Origin of the sequence: Mesorhizobium sp. M1342 (assembly GCF_040317955.1) — a bacterium.
Lineage (GTDB): Bacteria > Pseudomonadota > Alphaproteobacteria > Rhizobiales > Rhizobiaceae > Mesorhizobium.
The window spans coordinates 1-18,986 of record NZ_JAMYLI010000016.1; the positions used below are offsets into that span (position 1 = coordinate 1).

Below are 18,986 nucleotides of genomic sequence, written 5' to 3' on the forward strand. Positions count from 1 at the left end.
CGCCCCCCCCCCAACTCCCCCTTCCCGGGTGCCCCCCCCACCCCAAACCCCCCCCCCCCCCCCCCCCCCCAAAAAAACCCCGCCCCCCCCCGCCCCGCCCGGCCCCCCCCCCCCCCCCGCTTTTTTGTTGTCCGGGATATCCGTTATCAGGCGATCAGCTGGCCAAAACGGTCGACTTCATCGGCTGTCGTCGCAAAGCTGGTGACGAAGCGGTAGAGCAACTCGTCCTCGCCGATGTGGCCGTCAAAGCCATGCGGCTTGTGCCAGTCGTAGAAGGCGGCCCCCGCGGCCTGCAGCCCCTCGGCCTCGGCTTTCTTGATCACCGCGAAAACCTCGTTCGCCTGCGGCAGCCATGCCAGCTTGGCCGTGGCCGAATCCTCGATCGCGGCGGCAAGGCGTGCGGCCATAGCGTTGGCGTGGCGGGCGGTGTCCAGCCACAGTCCATCCTTGAAATAGGCCTCGAACTGCGCCGCGACGAAGCGCGATTTCGAAAACAGCTGGGCGGCGCGCTTGCGCAGGAAGGCCAATTCCCTGGCACGATCAAGATCGAACAGCACGACCGCCTCGGCGCACCAGCAGCCGTTCTTGGTGCCGCCGAAGGAGAGGATGTCGACGCCGCGTTTCCAGGTCATTTCGGCCGGTGTCGTGTCGAGTGCGACCAGCGCATTGGCAAAGCGGGCGCCATCCATGTGCAGGGGCACCGAATATTGTTTGGCGATCGCGGAGATCGTCTCGATCTCATCCAGGCCGTAGATGGTGCCGACCTCGGTCGACTGGGTGATCGAAACGGCCATCGGCCGTCCCCAATGGACGATTTCCGGTGCGAAACGGCCGATGGTCCTTTCCAGATTGGGCGGATCGATCTTGCCCAGCGCGCCATCGATGTCATGCAGGCGAGAGCCGCCGGAAAAATACACCGGCGCGCCGCATTCGTCCTCGATGACATGCGATTCGCGATGAGCAAAGGAAATGCCGCCCGGCTTGTTGTAAGCGGTGAGCGCCAGCGAGTTGGCGGCCGTGCCGGTGGCCACGAAGAACACCGCGACCTCGCGTTCGAAAATCTCACTGAAGCGCTGGTAGACTGCCCGGTCGAGCGCACCGTCGCCATAGGCGGTGGAAAAGCCGCCGGCATTGGCCGACAGGCCGGCGGCAATATTGGGATGGGCGCCTGCCCAATTGTCGGAAGCGAAGAACATGCATCTGCCTATGTCTTGGGAGATCGGGGCTTTGGGGAAATCAGCCTGAAGTTGACCGGTTTCGCGAGCGGACCGCAAGGGGCCAGGCGCCGGAAAAATGGTAAAGCCAGCCAACCGACAAAGCCCAGGTCGAAGACTGAAGCTTACGTTTTCCTCAACTTCACGACATTTTCTGTCGCGGAAAGCCCAAGTTTTTTGTGAATCGGTCTTGTGTGCGTCCCAGATTTCTGCGATAAAAATTTAGGACAGTAGTGCTGTCTTATTTTGTCGCACAAAACGAGCTGGATTGGCGTATCATTTGGGCCTCTCCGGCTGTTGCCGCGAGCGACAGGTGGACAGCCAGACTCTGGCCTGTACGATTACCAGATGCGATCCATGCGGAAAGCCGCCTGGTTCGGCAAGGATTTCGCAAGACGTGCCACAAGGATCAGGGTGAGCCAAGCGCTTGCCGAGGCAAACCAGCGCCTGAATGGCTGGGAATGGAGGACAGGAGATGACGGACATGACGCACTCTGCGACGAACGGCCAGGCCGCGCAGACGAAAGCGGCAACCGTCAAAACCATGTCCCGGACCGATATTGGCCGAACCGCCAACGGCCTTTCCGCCCAGGGCCTTTACGATCCTCGCAACGAGCATGACGCCTGCGGCGTCGGCTTCATCGTCAATATGAAGGGCGTGAAGTCGCATCAGATCGTCAAGGACGGGCTGGCTGTGCTCGAAAACCTGACGCATCGCGGCGCCGTTGGCGCCGATCCGCTGGTCGGCGATGGCGCCGGCGTGCTGGTGCAGCTTCCCGACCAATTCTTCCGTGAGGAGATGGCGGCCCAGGGCATCGACCTGCCGCCGGCCGGCCAGTACGGCGTTGGACACTGGTTCATGCCGCAGGACGCGGCCCTTCGCGCCCATATCGAGGACATCATTGCCGAATCGGCGCAATCCGAGGGGCTTCCGCTCATGGGTTTCCGTGACGTGCCCGTCGACAATTCGTCGCTGTCGAAGGCGCCTGACATCGTGGCATCCGAGCCGTTCCATCGGCAGATATTCATCGGCCGCACGCCAGACATTACCGATGACGAGGAATACGAGGCCAGGCTCTATCTGCTGCGCAAGGTGATATCGGGCCGCATCTACGCCGAGAACGACAACAAGGACATCGGCGCCTATTGCGTGTCGCTGTCGGCGCGCACCATCGTCTACAAGGGCATGTTCCTGGCCTACCAGGTCGGCGCCTATTACAAGGACCTGATCGATCCGCGCTTCGAGACCGCGCTGATCCTCGTCCACCAGCGCTTCTCGACCAACACCTTCCCGTCTTGGAAGCTGGCGCATCCCTACCGCATGGTCGCCCACAATGGCGAGATCAACACCGTGCGCGGCAACAACAACTGGATGGCTGCGCGCCAGGCGTCGGTCGATTCCGAACTGTTCGGCAACAACATCTCGAAGCTGTGGCCGATTTCCTATGACGGCCAGTCCGACACCGCCTGCTTCGACAATGCGCTCGAGTTCCTGTTCCAGGGCGGGTACAGGCTCAGCCACGCCATGATGATGCTGATCCCGGAAGCCTGGGCCGGCAACAAGCTCATGGATGCCGATCGCAAGGCCTTCTACGAATACCATGCGGCACTGATGGAGCCGTGGGACGGGCCGGCGGCGGTGGTTTTCACCGATGGACGCCAGATCGGCGCCACGCTCGACCGCAATGGCCTGCGCCCGGCACGCTACATCGTCACCGACGACGACCGCGTCATCATGGCCTCGGAAGCCGGCGTGCTGCCGGTGCCCGAGGAGAAGATCGTCAAGAAGTGGCGGCTGCAGCCAGGCCGGATGCTGCTGATCGACCTGGAGAAGGGGCGTATCGTCTCCGACGAGGAGCTCAAGTCGGAGATCGCGACCAAGCATCCCTACAAGACCTGGCTCGCCAACACACAGCTCATCCTCGAAGATTTGAAGCCGGTCGAGCCGCGCGCGCTGCGCAAGGATGTCAGCCTGCTCGATCGCCAGCAGGCGTTCGGCTACAGCCAGGAAGACACCAAGCTTTTGATGTCGCCGATGGCGACAACAGGCCAGGAGGCGGTGGGCTCGATGGGCACCGACACGCCGATCTCGGCGATGTCGGACAAGTCGAAGCTGCTCTACACCTATTTCAAGCAGAATTTCGCCCAGGTCACCAATCCGCCGATCGACCCGATCCGCGAGGAGCTGGTGATGAGCCTGGTGTCCTTCATCGGGCCACGGCCCAACATCTTCGACCTGGTCGGCAATTCGCGCCGCAAGCGGCTTGAGGTGCGCCAGCCGATCCTGACCAATGGCGATCTCGAAAAAATCCGTTCCATCGGCCACACCGAGGACCGCTTCGACACCAAGACGATCGACATCACCTATGGCTCGGCCGAAGGGGCCGCGGGCATGCAGGGCGCCATCGACCGGTTGTGCGAGCGGGCGGAGGCGGCGGTCGCCGGCGGCTACAACATCATCATCCTGTCCGACCGCCAGGTCGGGCCGGACCGCATCGCCATACCGGCGCTGCTGGCTACGGCTGCGGTCCATCATCACCTCATCCGCAAGGGGCTGCGCACCTCGGTCGGGCTCGTCGTCGAATCCGGCGAGCCGCGCGAAGTGCATCATTTCTGCTGCCTTGCCGGCTATGGCGCCGAGGCGATCAACCCTTACCTTGCCTTCGACACGCTGCTCGACATGCACAAGCGCGGGGAACTGCCGAAGGAGGTGGACGCCTACGAAGTCGTCACGCGCTACATCAAGTCGATCGGCAAGGGCATCCTCAAGGTGATGTCCAAGATGGGCATCTCGACCTATCAGTCCTATTGCGGCGCGCAGATTTTCGACGCCATCGGCCTGAAGACCGATTTCGTGCAGCAATATTTCACCGGCACCGCGACGCTGATCGAAGGCGTCGGGCTGGACGAGATCGCGGCCGAGACGCTAAGCCGCCACAATGACGGTTTCGGCAACGACCCCGTGCTGCGCAACAGCCTCGAGGTCGGCGGCGAGTACATGTACCGCATGCGCGGCGAGGCCCATATCTGGTCGCCCGACGCTGTCGCCACCTTGCAGCACGCCGTGCGCCAGGGATCGTGGGAAACGTTCAAGGACTATTCCGCCCAGATCGACAGCGAGACGGCCCGCGCCCAGACCATTCGCGGCCTGTTCAAGATCAAGCTGGCCGGAGAAACCGGCCGCAAGAAAGCGGCGCTCGACGACGTCATGTCAGCGGCCGACATCGTCAAGCGGTTCTCGACCGGGGCGATGTCGTTCGGTTCGATCTCGCGCGAAGCGCACACGACGCTGGCGCGCGCGATGAACCAGATCGGCGGCAAGTCGAACACCGGCGAGGGCGGCGAAGAGGCCGACCGCTATCTGCCGCTGCCCGGCGGCGGCAAGAACCCCGAACGCTCGGCGATCAAGCAGATCGCCTCGGGGCGTTTCGGCGTCACGGCCGAATACCTCGTCAATTCCGACATGATGCAGATCAAGGTGGCGCAGGGCGCCAAGCCCGGCGAGGGCGGCCAGTTGCCCGGCCACAAGGTCGACGCGACCATCGCCAAGGTCCGGCATTCGACGCCGGGCGTCGGCCTGATCTCGCCGCCGCCGCATCACGACATTTATTCGATCGAGGATCTGGCACAGCTGATCTACGATCTGAAGAACGTCAATCCGGCGGCCGACGTGTCGGTCAAGCTGGTGTCGGAAGTCGGCGTCGGCACGGTTGCGGCGGGCGTTGCCAAGGCACGCGCCGACCACATCACCATTTCGGGCTATGACGGCGGCACGGGCGCCTCGCCGCTGACCTCGCTCAAGCATGCCGGCAGCCCTTGGGAAATGGGCCTTGCCGAGACGCACCAGACGCTGGTGCTGAACGGCTTGCGGTCGCGCGTCGCGCTGCAGGTCGACGGCGGCTTGCGCACCGGGCGCGACGTGATCATCGGCGCGCTGCTCGGCGCCGATGAATTCGGCTTCTCGACCGCGCCGTTGATCGCGGCCGGCTGCATCATGATGCGCAAGTGCCATCTCAACACCTGCCCGGTCGGCGTCGCGACGCAGGATCCGGTGCTGCGCAAGCGCTTCAAGGGCACGCCCGAGCATGTCATCAACTTCTTCTTCTATGTCGCGGAAGAGGTGAGGGAGCTGCTCGCCGAGATGGGCTACACCCATCTCGACCAGATCATCGGCGACACCGATCTTCTGGAGAAGCGCGACCTGATCGTGCACTGGAAGGCACGCGGGCTCGATTTCTCGAAGATGTTCTTCAAGCCGGATGCGCCGCATGAGGCGGTGCACTGGACCGAGCGGCAGAAGCACCCGATCGACGACGTGCTCGACCGCAAGCTGATCGAGTTGGCCAAGCCGGCGCTTGAGAGCAAGCTGCCGGTCAAGATCGAGGTCGACATCCGCAATGTCGACCGCTCGACGGGCGCCATGCTGTCGGGTGAAGTGGCCAAGCGCTTCAAGCACAAGGGCCTGCGCGAGGACACGATCCAGGTGAAGCTGACCGGCACTGCCGGCCAGTCCTTCGGCGCCTTCCTGGCGCGCGGCATCTCGTTCGAGCTTGTCGGCGCCGGCAACGACTATGTCGGCAAGGGCCTGTCGGGCGGCCGCATCGTCATCCGGCCGCCGGAAGGGGCCAAGATCGTCGCGGCTGAGTCCATCATCGTCGGCAATACGGTGCTCTATGGCGCAACCGAGGGCGAGGCCTACTTCGCCGGCGTCGCAGGCGAGCGTTTCGCCGTGCGCAATTCGGGCGTCGCCGCCGTCGTCGAAGGCGTTGGCGACCATGGCTGCGAGTACATGACCGGCGGCATCGTCGTCGTCATAGGCAAGACCGGCCGCAACTTCGCCGCCGGCATGTCGGGCGGCGTCGCCTATGTGCTCGATGAGGCAGGCGACTTCGCCGAGCGCTGCAACATGGCGATGGTCGAGCTGGAGCCGGTTCCCGAAGAAGACGATTTGATGGAGAGGCTGCTGCACCATGGCGGCGACCTCGACCACAAGGGCCGCGTCGACGTGTCCGGCGACATGACCAGCCATGACGAGGAGCGGCTTTACCAGCTGATTTCCAACCATGTGCATTACACCGGGTCGGTGCGTGGCCGCGAGATCCTCGACGACTGGACGACTTTCCGGCCGAAGTTCCGCAAGATCATGCCGGTCGAATATCGCCGTGCCCTGATCGAGATGGAACGCATGCGCATGGGCGTCGCGGCGGAATAGGCTTGCAATTGCCGGGGAGCCCAGGCTTCCCGGCCCATCTTCATCGACAGTTTGACCTCCGGCGCAAGGTTGCCATGGCTGCCTCAAGGGGTTAACGGGTGCGGCGAAAACCGTACCATCTGGACAGCAGGAACTGGACTATGGGCAAGGTAACAGGCTTTCTCGAAATCGACCGGCAGGTGCACAAGTACCAGCCGGCCTCCGATCGCATCCGGCATTTCCGCGAATTCACGCTGCCGATGTCGGACAATGAGGTCGAGAAACAGGCCGCGCGCTGCATGGATTGTGGCATTCCGTTCTGCCACGGGCCGACCGGCTGCCCGATCCACAACCAGATTCCGGACTGGAACGATCTCGTCTACAATGGCGATTGGGACAACGCGATCCGCAACCTGCATTCGACCAACAATTTCCCGGAGTTCACCGGCCGCATCTGCCCCGCGCCCTGCGAGGAAGCCTGCACGCTGAACCTGGAGGACATTCCCGTCGCCATCAAGACGGTCGAGCAGGCGATCGCCGACAAGGCCTATGAAACCGGCCATATCAGGCCCTATCCACCGGAGAAGAAAACCGGCAAGCGCGTCGCCGTCATCGGCTCCGGCCCTGCCGGCATGGCGGCCGCCCAGCAGCTTGGCCGCGCCGGACACGATGTCCATGTCTACGAGCGCGAAAGCCGGCCCGGCGGGCTGATGCGCTACGGCATTCCCGACTTCAAGATCGAGAAGCACTATATCGACCGGCGCATCGAGCAGATGCAGGGTGAGGGCGTGACATTCCATTGCGGCGTCAATGTCGGCGTCGACAAGCCGGTTGCCGAGCTGCTCGCCGAACATGATGCCGTGCTCTATTGCGGCGGCTCGGAAACGCCGCGCGCGGCCGGCATTCCCGGCGACGATCTCGGCGGCGTGCATGACGCGATGCCCTATCTGGTGCAGCAGAACAGGCGAGTCGGCGGCGAACCGATCCAGTCGGTGGCGTGGCCGTCGCATCCGATCATCGCCGGCGGCCAGCATGTGGTCGTCGTCGGCGGCGGCGATACAGCGTCCGACTGTGTCGGCACGGCCTTCCGCCAGGGCGCCGTGCGTGTCACCCAACTCGACATCCGCCCGCAGCCGCCGGAGAAGGAAGACAAACTTTCGGTCTGGCCCTACTGGGCGACCAAGATGCGCACCTCGTCCTCGCAGGCCGAAGGCGCGGAGCGCGAATTCCAGGTGGCGACGCTCGAATTCATCGGCGAGGAAGGCCAACTGACCGGCGTCAAGTGCTGCGAGGTCGATGACAAGCGCAAGCCGATCGCCGGTACCGAATTCGTCATTCGTGCCGATCTCGCTTTCATCGCCATCGGCTTTGCCGGGCCGGCCGCGGCCGGTGTGGCGAGAGAATTGGACGGGCAGATGAAGATCGCCACCGACAGCCGCCGTTCCAGGAATGTCGAGGCCAATGACCGCGACTACAGGACCAGCGTGGACAGGCTCTATGCGGCCGGCGACGTGCGTCGTGGCCAGTCGCTGGTCGTCTGGGCGATCCGCGAGGGCCGCCAGGCGGCACGCTCGATCGACGAGGCGTTGGTGGGGTCGAGCGTCCTCCCGCGCTGAGCCCGTTTGGAAACTCTACTCCTGCGGCCATCTGAAGGCGTTTTCTGCGCTTCCGGTGCTCGCGTACTCAAATGTACGCTCCGCTCCGGTTCTCGAAAACACCATCATATGACTCGCAGGAGCGAGTTTCGAAACGGCCTCGGAGCCGGTGCGAAGCGATACTAACGATTGATCGCGGTCGTGGTGTCGGTTGCGGCTGCAGCCTTCGGCGGCCAGGAGAAATCGTCGGCGCGGCCGGGCGATGCAATCGGTGCCTTGCCCTCGACCACAAGCTTTTCACCGGGCAGGTCCGGACTTGCCTTCGCCGGCGGGGCCGCGCCAAGCAGCTCGGAGCCGCCATCGAGTGCCGGATCGCTGAGCAGCATCGGCGCGGTGCGGTCGATGACGATGGGTGCCGCGGCCGGCGCCGGCGCCTCGACAGGGGCGCCCGCCGGAGCGGACGGCGTAACCACGCTTCCCGGCGCGGTCAGGCCGAGGATCTTCAGCAGCGGTTTTTCGGTATAGAAGGCGAGCTTGCGCTTGCCCGCCCTCGAGACGTTGATGCCGTCATCGGCGCGCAGCCGCACCGGCTGGCCGTTGATGTCGGGGCCGCTGGTGACGAAAGCACCGTTCTCATCGACGAAGCCGTCCCAGACGTCGACGAATTCACCGCCATGGCTTTCAGCGGCCTGATGGTAGATGTCGTTGAAGGCCAGCATGTCGGAGGTCATCTTCGGCACCCGGAACGCCGGCATGCCGACCCATAGGAAAGGTACCTTTGCCTCCGCGATAGCTTTGCCGAACGCCTCGGTCCGGCGCTCATATTCCTTGGTCCAGGTTTCAGAGCGGGGCTGTTCGCGCACGTCACCCACCTTCATCTGCTGGCGGTCGTTGGAACCCAGCATGACGATCACGGCGGCGGGTTTTTCGGTCTCGATCAGCGATTTGATCTGTTCGGGCCAGTTGTAGAAGTCGTCGCGTACGAAGCCGGACGAGCCATTGCTGCGAACGACGATCCTGACGCCGGTATTCTCGGCAAAGGCGGTGTCGAGGCCTTCGGCGAGGCCGGCCGCCATGAAGTCGCCGACTACCAGGACGGTGCGGGCGTCCGGTGCCTTGTCGACCACCGGGATTTCCGGTTCCGCGGGCGGGCGAGGGGCGCGGGGTTTTTTTGCCTTGGGCCTGGGCCTTGCTTTCTGGATGTCCTGCGGCGGCTCGATGCGCTCGCTGCGGCGCGGGAACAGAAGGTCGCGCAGCGACCAGCCGCGGTTTTGCTGCTCCTGCGCCATGGCGGGCGCATGAAAGGCGCCAGCCACACCGACGGTGAGCACGATCGCGGCCAGGATGAGCACCGGCATGCGACGAACAAGCCCTGCGATGCGCGCAGCCGAAGCCAATCGTTTCCTCCATCCCTTGGCGCGGTCCTTTTTTTGAAAAGTCGTACTTTTCAAACGGACTTTGCGCCAACCAGATTGCTACAGCGTCCTTTGCGCGGCCGAAAGGCCGCGCGGCACCGCAGGCGGCTCTATTTCTGCCGGAGCCACTTCAGCACTTCCATGCTCGGGTAACCGTCCTGGGTCAAGCCGGCCTTGGCCTGGAAAGCCAAGATGGCTGATTTCGAGCCGTCGCCGATCTTGCCGTCGAACTTGCCGTCATAAAGGCCATGTTGGGAAAGCCGCTGCTGCAGCTCCTGCCTTTCCTCGAAAGTGAGCTTGGTGAAAGGCCGCTTCCAGTCCTGCACGAGACCGCTGGAGCCGGCGATTTCGTCGGCAAGAAGGCCGACGGCCAGCGCATATTTGTCGGCGTTATTGTAGGCTTTGATGACCGTGAAATTCTTGATCATCAGGAAGGCCGGCCCGTTGCGGCCGTCCGGCACCTTCAGCGTCGCTTTGTCGGAGCCGTTCTTGAACGGCTTGCCGTTGGCCCTGACCACGCCGAGCGCCTGCCACTGCGACAGCGTCTTGGAACCGCCGGGAAGTTTGCCAGCCGGCAGGGCGACCTCATAGCCCCAGGTCTTGCCGGCCTGCCAGCCATTCTTCTTCAACAGATTGGCGGAGGTCGCCAGCGCATCGGGAATCGAATTCCAGATGTCGCGTTTGCCGTTGCCGTCCATGTCGACGGCATAGTGGAGATAGCTGGTCGGGATGAACTGGGTATGGCCCATGGCGCCGGCCCAGGATCCGCTCAGATGGCTTTCGTCGATATCGCCGGTCTGCAGGATCTTCAGCGCGGCGATCAGCTGGGTGCGGGCGAATTTCGCCCGCTTCGGATCGGCATAGGCTAAGGTCGCCAGCGAGCGCACGACATTGCGCATGACGTCGTCGCGCTTGAGGATCTCGCCATAGTTCGATTCCATAGACCAGATGGCCAGCAGGATGTAGCGGTCGACGCCGAACCTGGCCTCGATCCGGTCCAGCCACGGCTTCCATTTCCTGGCCATCTGCTGGCCGACGGCGACCGACTGGTCATGGACGCGGTTGTCGAAATAGTCCCAGGCAGGGGCCGTGAATTCAGGCTGCGTACGCGCCTTTTCCAGCACCACCGGATCTATATCCCTGATGTTCCTGAAGGCCTGGTCGTAGAGGGCGCCGGAAACGCCGCTCTGCACGGCGGTGGCGCGGAAGCCGGCGACCCACTGCCGGAAACCGGCATCGGCGAAAGCGGGGCCAGGCATCAGCAGAGCGAGCGATAGGCTGGCTGCCGCTATGACGCTGGTAAAACGTTTTGCGGCATTGCGAACGGACACCTTTTCCTCCTTCTCTGTCTCAGGAAAGACCATTCATCGCCGAACCAGGTTAGGAATTAGTTTACCATAGGCGCCACCGGGAACGAAAAGACGCTTCGAAGCTTTACCGGTGGACATTCCTCTCAGTTGCCCAGTAGTCCCCAATTCCGGCGTGAAAATGTCTTGGAACGGGGATTGCGGAGCTGGCCCTCAAACGGATAATTGAAAGCATGAAGAGAGTTCGCAAGGCAGTCTTCCCGGTCGCTGGTCTCGGCACACGGTTTCTCCCGGCCACCAAGGCTGTCCCGAAGGAAATGCTGACCGTCGTCGACCGGCCGGTGATCCAGTATGTGGTGGATGAAGCGCGCGAGGCCGGCATCGAGCATTTCATCTTCGTCACCGGCCGCAACAAGGCCGTCATCGAGGACCATTTCGACATCCAGTTCGAACTCTATGACACGCTGGCCCAGCGCGGCAAAGACGACCAGCTCGCCCGCCTGCAACGGCTGCAGCCGGCGCCGGGGCAGACCAGTTTCACACGCCAGCAGGTACCGATGGGACTTGGTCACGCCGTCTGGTGCGCCCGCGAGCTCGTCGGCGACGAGCCCTTCGCGCTTTTGCTGCCCGACATGATCATGCAGTCGGAGAAGAGCTGCACGAAGGCAATGGTCGAGCTCTACGAGGAGACCGGCAACAACATCATCGCGGTGCAGGAATGCGCTCCCGCCGAAACCCACAAATACGGCATCGTCGGCCGCGGCGAGGACACGCATCACGGTTTCCGCATCACCGAGATGGTGGAAAAGCCGAAGGCCGGCACCGCGCCGTCCAATCTTTACATCAACGGCCGCTACATCCTGCAGCCGGAGATATTCAAGATCCTCGAAGGCCAGGAAAAAGGCGCCGGCAACGAGATCCAGCTCACCGACGCCATGCTGAAGCTGGAAAAGCAGCAGCCTTTCTACGGCTACCACTATCGAGGCCGCACGTTCGACTGCGGATCGCCGGAAGGCTTCGTCGAGGCCAACGTCGCCTTCGCGCTGTGGCGCAGCGACATGAACGAGAACATGGCCGGCGTCATCCGCACGCTTCTCGACGAGCTGAAGCCGTCTGAGCGCCGCGGCGCTGCGTTTTAAGGTATTCTAGCGAGCGGCCGGATGTCGTTGGTGCGGCCGTTCAGCGCTGCACCTTGACGCCGAGGAAGATGCTGTTGGCGGTGTAGTCCCGGCCCGGCAGATTGCTGGTCAGCTTCTCGGTCCTCACTCTTGTGGTCAGGCCGGCGTAGCGGTTCAGCCACCAGGTCAGTCCGGCCTCGGCGCTCAATACCCTGTCATGGCCGTCGATGCCGATGTAATCACGCCAGTCGAGGCCCAGAGCCGCGTTGGCGGTGAGGTTGGCGCGAATCTGGCGTTCGCCTGTCAGGCGACCGGAATAGAGGATGTCGCCGCTTTCGCCCGATGTGGTCGTGGGCTCGACGGTAGTCCGCCCGGTCAGGCCGATCGTTGTGCCGCGCTCGGGTGACCATTTGAGGTCGGCGTTGACGGTGGCACCGGAGATCGCATCAAGATTTTTGTCGTCGATCGCTTCCCTGAGCCAGCCGGCCGAGAATTCGCCCGACAGCTTCTCACCCATATCGAGTGCAAGGCCAGCGCGGGCGCCGAGCCGCGTCGACGAGCGCTCGAAGCCTTCATTATCGATGCGTTGATCATAGGTCCGGCGGCCGACCTCGATTTCGGTGAAAGGGGTCAGGGCAGGGGAGATCTCGTAGCCGGTGCGCAACGTCGCCGTGTAGAGCGTGGAGTCCTGATCCTTCTGCGACAGCGAGGTGCCGTCCGAGAGCTTGGCGTCGCCGTAGAAGTCGTGCGAGACCGCGCCGGTCAACGTGTACTGCATCTTGCCGAGATGCTTTTCGACGGCGAGGCTGCCATCGATGGTCTGCCGCAGCGGCTGCTTGCTGACGCCCGCGATGGCGTCCGGCGATGATGCCGATTCCGGCACGGCCTCGTAGCCGAGCTTGGCGATGGCGCGCAACTCATTGTCGAGGTCGACATTGAGCTGGCCTTCGATGCGCCCTTGCTCGTCGTGAACCGGGTAACCCGAGACGGTCTCGCGAAAAAGGCCATAGCCGTCGATCGTGGCTGAGTTCTCGCGCCAGTCGGAGGCGGCGGAAAAGCGCAGCGCCGTCTCGGACAGCAGCGCCGACGTGCCGGCACTGCTCGAATCGCCGTTCGATGTGGCGGTCAGGCCCTGTTCGATCGTCGGCCGGATGACGAAGGAACCCCATTTGACGCCGGTGGCGGCGAATGGATCATCCTCCGGTTTCTTCTTCTGGCCTTCGATGGCGTCCGTGCGCTCCGCTCCTGGGTCAAGCTTCTGCCTGTCGGCACTGTCGATGGTGAGGGCGCGGCGGTTGGCCGTGTCCGCATCGGTCTCTGCACCATCGGCAGCGTCCGTCGTGGAGGCCGTCGTGGAAGCGGTGATGTCGGAGGCGCCGGCCGTCGATTTCTTCTTCTTTTTCGATTTGTCGGCAGCCTTGTCCTTGGCCTGGTCAGCCGCATTCTGCCTGGCGGTCGATGAGCGGCGGCGAGGCTTGGGCGGCGCCGCAGTGTCGGCGGACGTGTCGTCAGTGGCTGCCGGCGGGTCGAAGAGGCTGCCGGTCGCGGTGGCGTCGCCAGTGTCGGCGTCGTCAGGCACGGCACCGGCGCTGGCCGGCAGATAGGTGCGGGCCGGCGCATTGTCCTGCGCTGCATTGGCCGGCTGTTGACCCTGCGCTGCCAGGGCCAGCTGTCTCGCCTTGCGCTGCTGGTCGGACAGGATCGCCGATTCCGAAACCTCTCCGCGCAGTTCGGTTTCCTGGGCATGGAGCGCAGTCGGGCGCAGCAAGGCAAACATGCTGGTTGCCAGCAGCAAGGCGCAGACCGCCTTGCCCTTTCGTCCTGTCGAATTTTCTGGCTGGGCCCCGGACATCGCCACCACTGCTTGCGCGGCGCACGCGCGCCATACTTACCGAACCGTAAATGGGGATGGTTAACGGAGGGTTGAGGCGGCGGCCCGTCAGCCGCCTGAAGCGCTGATTTCCAAAGGCATTCATACCGCGTGCGTCAAGCTTTTGGTTTTCGCCCCTGCCGTCGTCAAAAACCACCGCACACGTTCGGGCAACACGCCTTGGGCCATTTCTGTTGGACAGCGCGCCGGCAAAGCGCTAATCGCATCAGCCATGCATGCGGGATCCATGGATAAGAAACCTTCGGACAGGCAAGCCTCGATCGCTTCGGCGCTGAGGACGGTGGCGACAGAACAGGCTGGTGTAGCAGCCCTTGCCGAGGCGCTGGAGAATGGGCTGGCCGGGCATTTCGCCCAGGCCGTCGAGATGATCTCGGGGATTGAAGGCCGGCTCATCGTCACCGGCGTCGGCAAAAGCGGCCATATCGGTTCGAAGATCGCGGCGACGCTGGCCTCGACCGGCACGCCGGCTTTCTTTGTCCATCCCGCCGAAGCCAATCACGGCGATCTCGGCATGATCGCCAGGGACGACGCCATCATCGCCATGTCGTGGTCGGGCGAAAGCAAGGAACTGATGGGCATCGTCGCCTATTCCAGGCGCTTTTCCATTCCGCTGATCGCCATCACCGCCGGAGAGACATCGGCGCTGGCGCGGGCGGCGGACGTGGTGCTGCTTTTGCCGCGCGCTCCAGAGGCCTGTCCGCACGGCCTGGCGCCAACGACATCGACGCTGCTGCAACTGGTGATGGGCGACGCGCTGGCGATCGCGCTGCTCGAAGCACGCGGCTTCACGCCGGATCATTTCCGCACCTTTCACCCGGGCGGCCAGCTCGGCGCCAACCTGACGCAGATCCGCGAGATCATGCATGTCGGCGACAGGCTGCCGCTGGTGGTTGCGGGCACCGGCATGCAGGACGCGATCCTGGAACTGTCGCGCAAGGGGTTTGGCTGCGTCGCTATCACCGACGCCGACGGCGCGCTGGTCGGCATCATCACCGATGGCGACATCCGCCGTCACATCGGCAGCAATCTGCTGGCGATGACGGTGGATCAGGTGATGACAAAAGGCCCGAAGACCGCAACGCCGGACACGCTGGTGGCAACGGCGCTGCAAACGATCAACAATTCAGCCATCACCAGCCTGATGGTGGTGGAGGGCCGGAAACCAGTCGGCCTCATCCACCTGCATGACCTGCTGCGTATCGGCGCGGCCTAAGGCGCGTCGATATTCAGGTGATGCCGGCCTGACCCGGATCTCGACACACTCTTAACGCCGCTCGTTCAGACCGCCTCGACGGTCAGTTCCAGATCCGTATCGGCCGCGCCCGTCACGCGCACTTGCGTGCCGGCCGGCAAATCCGGGCCGGAGACACGCCACAGCGTATCGCCCAGCTTGATGCGGCCGCGTCCGTCCCGGATCGGCTCGGCAAGTGTCGCCATCCTGCCGACCATTTGCGCGCCGCGCCGGTTGAGCAGCGGCTGGTCGGTCGGGTCGTTGCGGCTGCCGACCAGCTTCTTGCCGACATAGGCCGAGACCAGCGACAGCGCCAGGAAGGCGAGGACCTGGACCTGCCAGGTCCAGAAGCCGGCGTCCCAGACCAGCAGCGACACGGCGCCGATGATCAGCGCGGCGATGCCGATCCACAGCATGAAGATACCCGGTGCGATGATTTCCATCACCAGCAGGACGAAACCGAGTACCATCCAGTTCCACGGGCCGAGTTCGGAAACGATGCGGTCAATCATTGGTTTCGACCTCAGTTGTCGGTTGGGCGAACGACCGGCGGGCGCGCGGCCTGCCTTTGCGAGCCGGTCGTGCCTTCGCTGCGGAAGACTTCCTTGGCGATCTCGCCAATACCGCCGAGCGAACCGATCAGCGACGATGCCTCGAAGGGCATCAGCACGATCTTGCTGTTGGTGGCCGTGCCGATCCTGCCAAGCGCTTCAGTGTATTTCAGCGCTACGAAATAGTTCAGCGCCTGCACATCGCCTTTGGAGATCGCTTCCGACACCACCTGGGTGGCGCGGGCTTCCGCCTCGGCCGAACGTTCGCGCGCCTCGGCATCGCGGAAGGCGGCTTCCTTGCGGCCCTCGGCCTCGAGGATCTGCGACTGCTTGAGGCCTTCGGCGGCAAGGATCTGGGCACGCTTGTTGCGTTCCGCGGTCATCTGCCGGCCCATCGATTCGATAAGGTTGGCCGGCGGGTTGATGTCCTTGATTTCGACGCGGGTGATCTTGATGCCCCACGGGTGGGCTGCTTCATCGACGACGCGCAGCAGGCGCTCGTTGATGGCGTCGCGGTTCGACAGGAGTTCATCGAGATCCATCGAACCCATGACGGTACGGATGTTGGTCATCGTCAGATTGAGGATGGCGTTCTGCAGGCCGGAAACCTGGTAGGCGGCCTGCGCCGCGTTGAGTATCTGGAAAAAGGCGATGCCGTCGACACCGACAATGGCGTTGTCGCGGGTGATGATTTCCTGGCTCGGGACGTCGAGCACCTGCTCCATCATGTTCATCTTGGCGCCGATACGGTCGATGAACGGGAAAATGAAATTGAGGCCTGGGCTCAGTGTCTTGGTGTAACGGCCAAAACGCTCCACCGTATAATTGTAACCTTGCGGGATTGTCCTGATGCCTTTGATCAGCAGCACCAATACCAGAAGTGCAAGTGCACCAACCGCAATATCGAAACCACTGAAATTCATTTGGCTCTCCCTCAGACGAAGGCCGCACAAGCCATTCTCGCGCTGCCGACTTCACCAAAGACTTAAGTGTATTTCAGATGCGTTACAATCAGGTGATGATGGATTGTTTATAGGGTTGCACTCAGCGGTTGAAGGCAAACAACCTTGCATCCGTGTCATCCAGCCCGTTGATCGAAGCCGGGACAATCTCGGAAGCGATCTGCGAGAAGGTGATGCCGTTGCCGCCGTAGCCCAGCACCGCATGGATGCGCGGGTGGCGGGGAATGGCGCCGATATAGGGAAGGCCGGTGGTCGTGGTGCCGAACGAGCCGGTCCAGGCAAAATCGGGTCTGGTGTCGAGATGCGGAAATATCAGGCCGAGCTTCTCGGCGATGCGTGTGCTCTTGTCGGCGATCAGCTCGTCGCGCCGCGCTTCGTCGATAAAATCCTCGTCCTCGCCCCCGCATATGACCCGGCCGTCGACCGTGGTGCGCATATACAGATACGGCTCCGACGCTTCCCAGATGAATGCTGCGTCCGGCCAGAGCTTTCGCGGTTGCGGGCGTGTCGCAATCGCCCATGTCGAGATGATCCGGTGGGCCGCGGCCGGCACGATGTCGACAAGTTCGTAGCCGGTGGCCAGAACAACATGTCGTGCGGTTATGGTCGGGCCATCCCTGGTCGCGACGACAACAGCTTCGGCGCTGTCCTCGATCATTGTGGCTTCGACGGGGGCATAGAAGCGTGCCTTGCGCTCCAGGGATTTCAGCAGCAGCCCAGCCGTCAGCTTGCGCGGGTCGAGCGCGATGTTGCCGTGGCCGAGAATGGCGCCTTCGCGGTCGATGCCGAATTTCTCGGCTAGCTGTTGTCGGGTTAAGCAGATGGCGCCGATGCCGGCTAGCCGACGTGCCTCGGCCTCGTCGCGCAGTTCCGACGGACCAAGCATCGTGCCGGCCAGATAGAGTGATGGCATGCGGCTCAGGCCACAGTTGATGCCGAGTTCGGCGATGCGTCCGGCGAGATTGGAGACGGCGAGCCGCGAGCGTCGCCAGGCCTGCTGGGCCGAGGCTCTGCCGACTATCTTCGAGAGCGTGGAGAGGGGCTGGTCTATTTCGAATGCCACCAGTGCGGTGGTTGCGGCGGTCGAGCCCTTCAGCGGGCCGCGCCGGTCGATGCAGATCACCCGATGGCCATCGGCCGTCAGCGCCTCGGCCATCATGGCGCCGCTGATGCCCATGCCGACGATCAGCACATCCGTCTTGACATCTCGGGTCAGACTGTCCGTCGGCACCGCAGGCGCCCGATAGGCGGACCACACGGGCCGGCCACTACTGAGGTCGAGTTTGCGGGACATCGCATTCTCCGGAGGGCGCGCCTTAACGCCTCGGAGCAGGCGTTGTTCCGGTTCAGACCCAGCCGGACAGTTCGCGCCGCACCATCGCCTCGATCACCGCCATCCCTTCCGCGCTATCGTTGAGGCAAGGGATATGGGCGAAATTCTTGCCGCCGGCATGGTGGAAGGTTTCGGCCGCCTCGCGGCCGATCTCGTCCAGCGTCTCGATGCAGTCGACGGAAAAGCCGGGATTGACGATGGCGATCGACTTCACGCCGTCCTGCGCGAGTTTTTCCACCGTCTTGTCGGTGTAGGGCTGCAGCCATTCCTGCGCGCCGAAGCGCGACTGGAAGGTGATGATCAGTTTCTTGTCATCCCAGCCAAGCCGTTCGCGCAACAGCCGCGTCGTCTTCTGGCAATGGCAATGATAGGGGTCGCCCTTCTCGAAATAGGGTTTTGGAATGCCGTGATAGGAGGTGATGACCACCTCCGGCTCGAAGTCCAGCGTCGCCAGATGCCGTTCAATCGAGCGCGCCAGCGCTTCGATGTAGACCGGTTCGTCATAGTAGGGCGGCACGCTGCGGACGGCCGGTGCGCGGCGCATTTTCATCAGCGCGCGAAACAGCTGGTCGTTGGCTGTTGCCGTGGTCGTCGCTGAATATTGCGGATAGAGCGGGAAGGAAAGAATGCGGTCGCAGCCCTGGTCGACCAGACGCTGGGCAATGCTGGCGGTTGAAGGGTTGCCGTAGCGCATCGCCCAGTCGACGACGACATCAGGCAGGTCGCGCAGCGCTTCGGCCAGCTTTTCGGCCTGGGCGCGGGTATAGGTGCGCAGCGGCGACTCGTTCTTTTCCCGGTTCCAGATCCGTGCGTAGTTGGCGCCCGACTTCTTGGGCCGCGTGGTGAGCACAAGGCCATAGAGGATCGGATACCAGATTGCCCTGTTGAGTTCGATGACGCGCGGGTCGGACAGGAATTCACGGAGATACCGCCACATCGGCTTGAAATCGGTGCCGTCGGGCGTGCCCAGATTGACCAGCATGACGCCGATCTTGCCCGCCTTGACCGGCGGATGCCCAGCGGGCAACGGGCCGAGCGCCTTTGCGGCCTTGGGTTCGGCAGGGGTGGGAAGCGTCATAAGGGTTCTCCGGAAGACGCGAACCTAACCATCTTGCGCGCGCATTCAATGCAGCGTCTGGCCGCACCTTAAAGCGGATTGTCTGAATGGATTCAGACGA

The 18,986-nt window shown here is 63.3% G+C and carries 12 protein-coding genes; 4 read left to right on the forward strand and 8 right to left on the reverse strand.

What is annotated here, in order from left to right:
• Nucleotides 1–146 precede the first annotated feature (146 nt).
• On the reverse strand, nucleotides 147–1,196 hold the full coding sequence (locus tag NKH06_RS17765; RefSeq protein WP_352441859.1) for a threonine aldolase family protein: 1,050 nt from the start codon (nucleotides 1,194–1,196) through the stop codon (nucleotides 147–149).
• A gap of 493 nt (nucleotides 1,197–1,689) precedes the next feature.
• On the opposite strand from NKH06_RS17765, the gene gltB reads away from it, so the two are divergent.
• Nucleotides 1,690–6,426 (forward strand): glutamate synthase large subunit, encoded by a 4,737-nt coding sequence (gene gltB / locus NKH06_RS17770; RefSeq protein ID WP_352893568.1) that lies wholly within the window; start codon nucleotides 1,690–1,692, stop codon nucleotides 6,424–6,426.
• Nucleotides 6,427–6,566: 140 nt separating this feature from the next.
• On the forward strand, nucleotides 6,567–8,021 hold the full coding sequence (locus NKH06_RS17775; RefSeq protein WP_352893570.1) for a glutamate synthase subunit beta: 1,455 nt from the start codon (nucleotides 6,567–6,569) through the stop codon (nucleotides 8,019–8,021).
• Nucleotides 8,022–8,182: 161 nt separating this feature from the next.
• On the opposite strand, the gene NKH06_RS17780 is transcribed toward NKH06_RS17775, so the two are convergent.
• On the reverse strand, nucleotides 8,183–9,397 hold the full coding sequence (locus tag NKH06_RS17780) for an SGNH/GDSL hydrolase family protein (RefSeq protein ID WP_352893572.1): 1,215 nt from the start codon (nucleotides 9,395–9,397) through the stop codon (nucleotides 8,183–8,185).
• Between the two features lie 128 nt (nucleotides 9,398–9,525).
• Nucleotides 9,526–10,746, reverse strand: a complete 1,221-nt coding sequence (locus tag NKH06_RS17785; protein WP_352751630.1) for a lytic murein transglycosylase — start codon at nucleotides 10,744–10,746, stop codon at nucleotides 9,526–9,528.
• Nucleotides 10,747–10,955: 209 nt separating this feature from the next.
• Between NKH06_RS17785 and galU the strand changes: the two genes are divergently transcribed.
• A complete protein-coding gene (galU, locus tag NKH06_RS17790) occupies nucleotides 10,956–11,861 on the forward strand; it encodes a UTP--glucose-1-phosphate uridylyltransferase GalU (RefSeq protein WP_352610320.1) in 906 nt (301 codons plus the stop codon).
• Between the two features lie 40 nt (nucleotides 11,862–11,901).
• Here galU and NKH06_RS17795 read toward each other — a convergent pair whose 3' ends face one another.
• On the reverse strand, nucleotides 11,902–13,692 hold the full coding sequence (locus NKH06_RS17795; RefSeq protein ID WP_352677069.1) for an outer membrane beta-barrel protein: 1,791 nt from the start codon (nucleotides 13,690–13,692) through the stop codon (nucleotides 11,902–11,904).
• Between the two features lie 250 nt (nucleotides 13,693–13,942).
• On the opposite strand from NKH06_RS17795, the gene NKH06_RS17800 reads away from it, so the two are divergent.
• Nucleotides 13,943–14,944: a KpsF/GutQ family sugar-phosphate isomerase gene (locus NKH06_RS17800; RefSeq protein ID WP_352893573.1), complete on the forward strand. Its 1,002-nt coding sequence runs from the start codon at nucleotides 13,943–13,945 to the stop codon at nucleotides 14,942–14,944.
• A 65-nt stretch (nucleotides 14,945–15,009) separates the two neighbouring features.
• On the opposite strand, the gene NKH06_RS17805 is transcribed toward NKH06_RS17800, so the two are convergent.
• The 4 genes from NKH06_RS17805 to hemH all read right to left on the reverse strand — a co-directional run bounded on the left by NKH06_RS17805 (nucleotide 15,010) and on the right by hemH (nucleotide 18,886).
• On the reverse strand, nucleotides 15,010–15,474 hold the full coding sequence (locus NKH06_RS17805) for an NfeD family protein (protein WP_352632051.1): 465 nt from the start codon (nucleotides 15,472–15,474) through the stop codon (nucleotides 15,010–15,012).
• A gap of 11 nt (nucleotides 15,475–15,485) precedes the next feature.
• Nucleotides 15,486–16,436, reverse strand: a complete 951-nt coding sequence (locus tag NKH06_RS17810; protein ID WP_352893575.1) for an SPFH domain-containing protein — start codon at nucleotides 16,434–16,436, stop codon at nucleotides 15,486–15,488.
• Nucleotides 16,437–16,557: 121 nt separating this feature from the next.
• Entirely contained in the window at nucleotides 16,558–17,769 is a 1,212-nt protein-coding gene (locus NKH06_RS17815) for an NAD(P)/FAD-dependent oxidoreductase (protein WP_352893576.1), read from the reverse strand.
• 52 nt (nucleotides 17,770–17,821) lie between these two features.
• The gene (gene hemH / locus NKH06_RS17820) at nucleotides 17,822–18,886 is read right to left on the reverse strand and encodes a ferrochelatase (RefSeq protein WP_352893577.1); all 1,065 of its coding nucleotides are present in this window, start codon (nucleotides 18,884–18,886) and stop codon (nucleotides 17,822–17,824) included.
• Nucleotides 18,887–18,986: the final 100 nt, after the last annotated feature.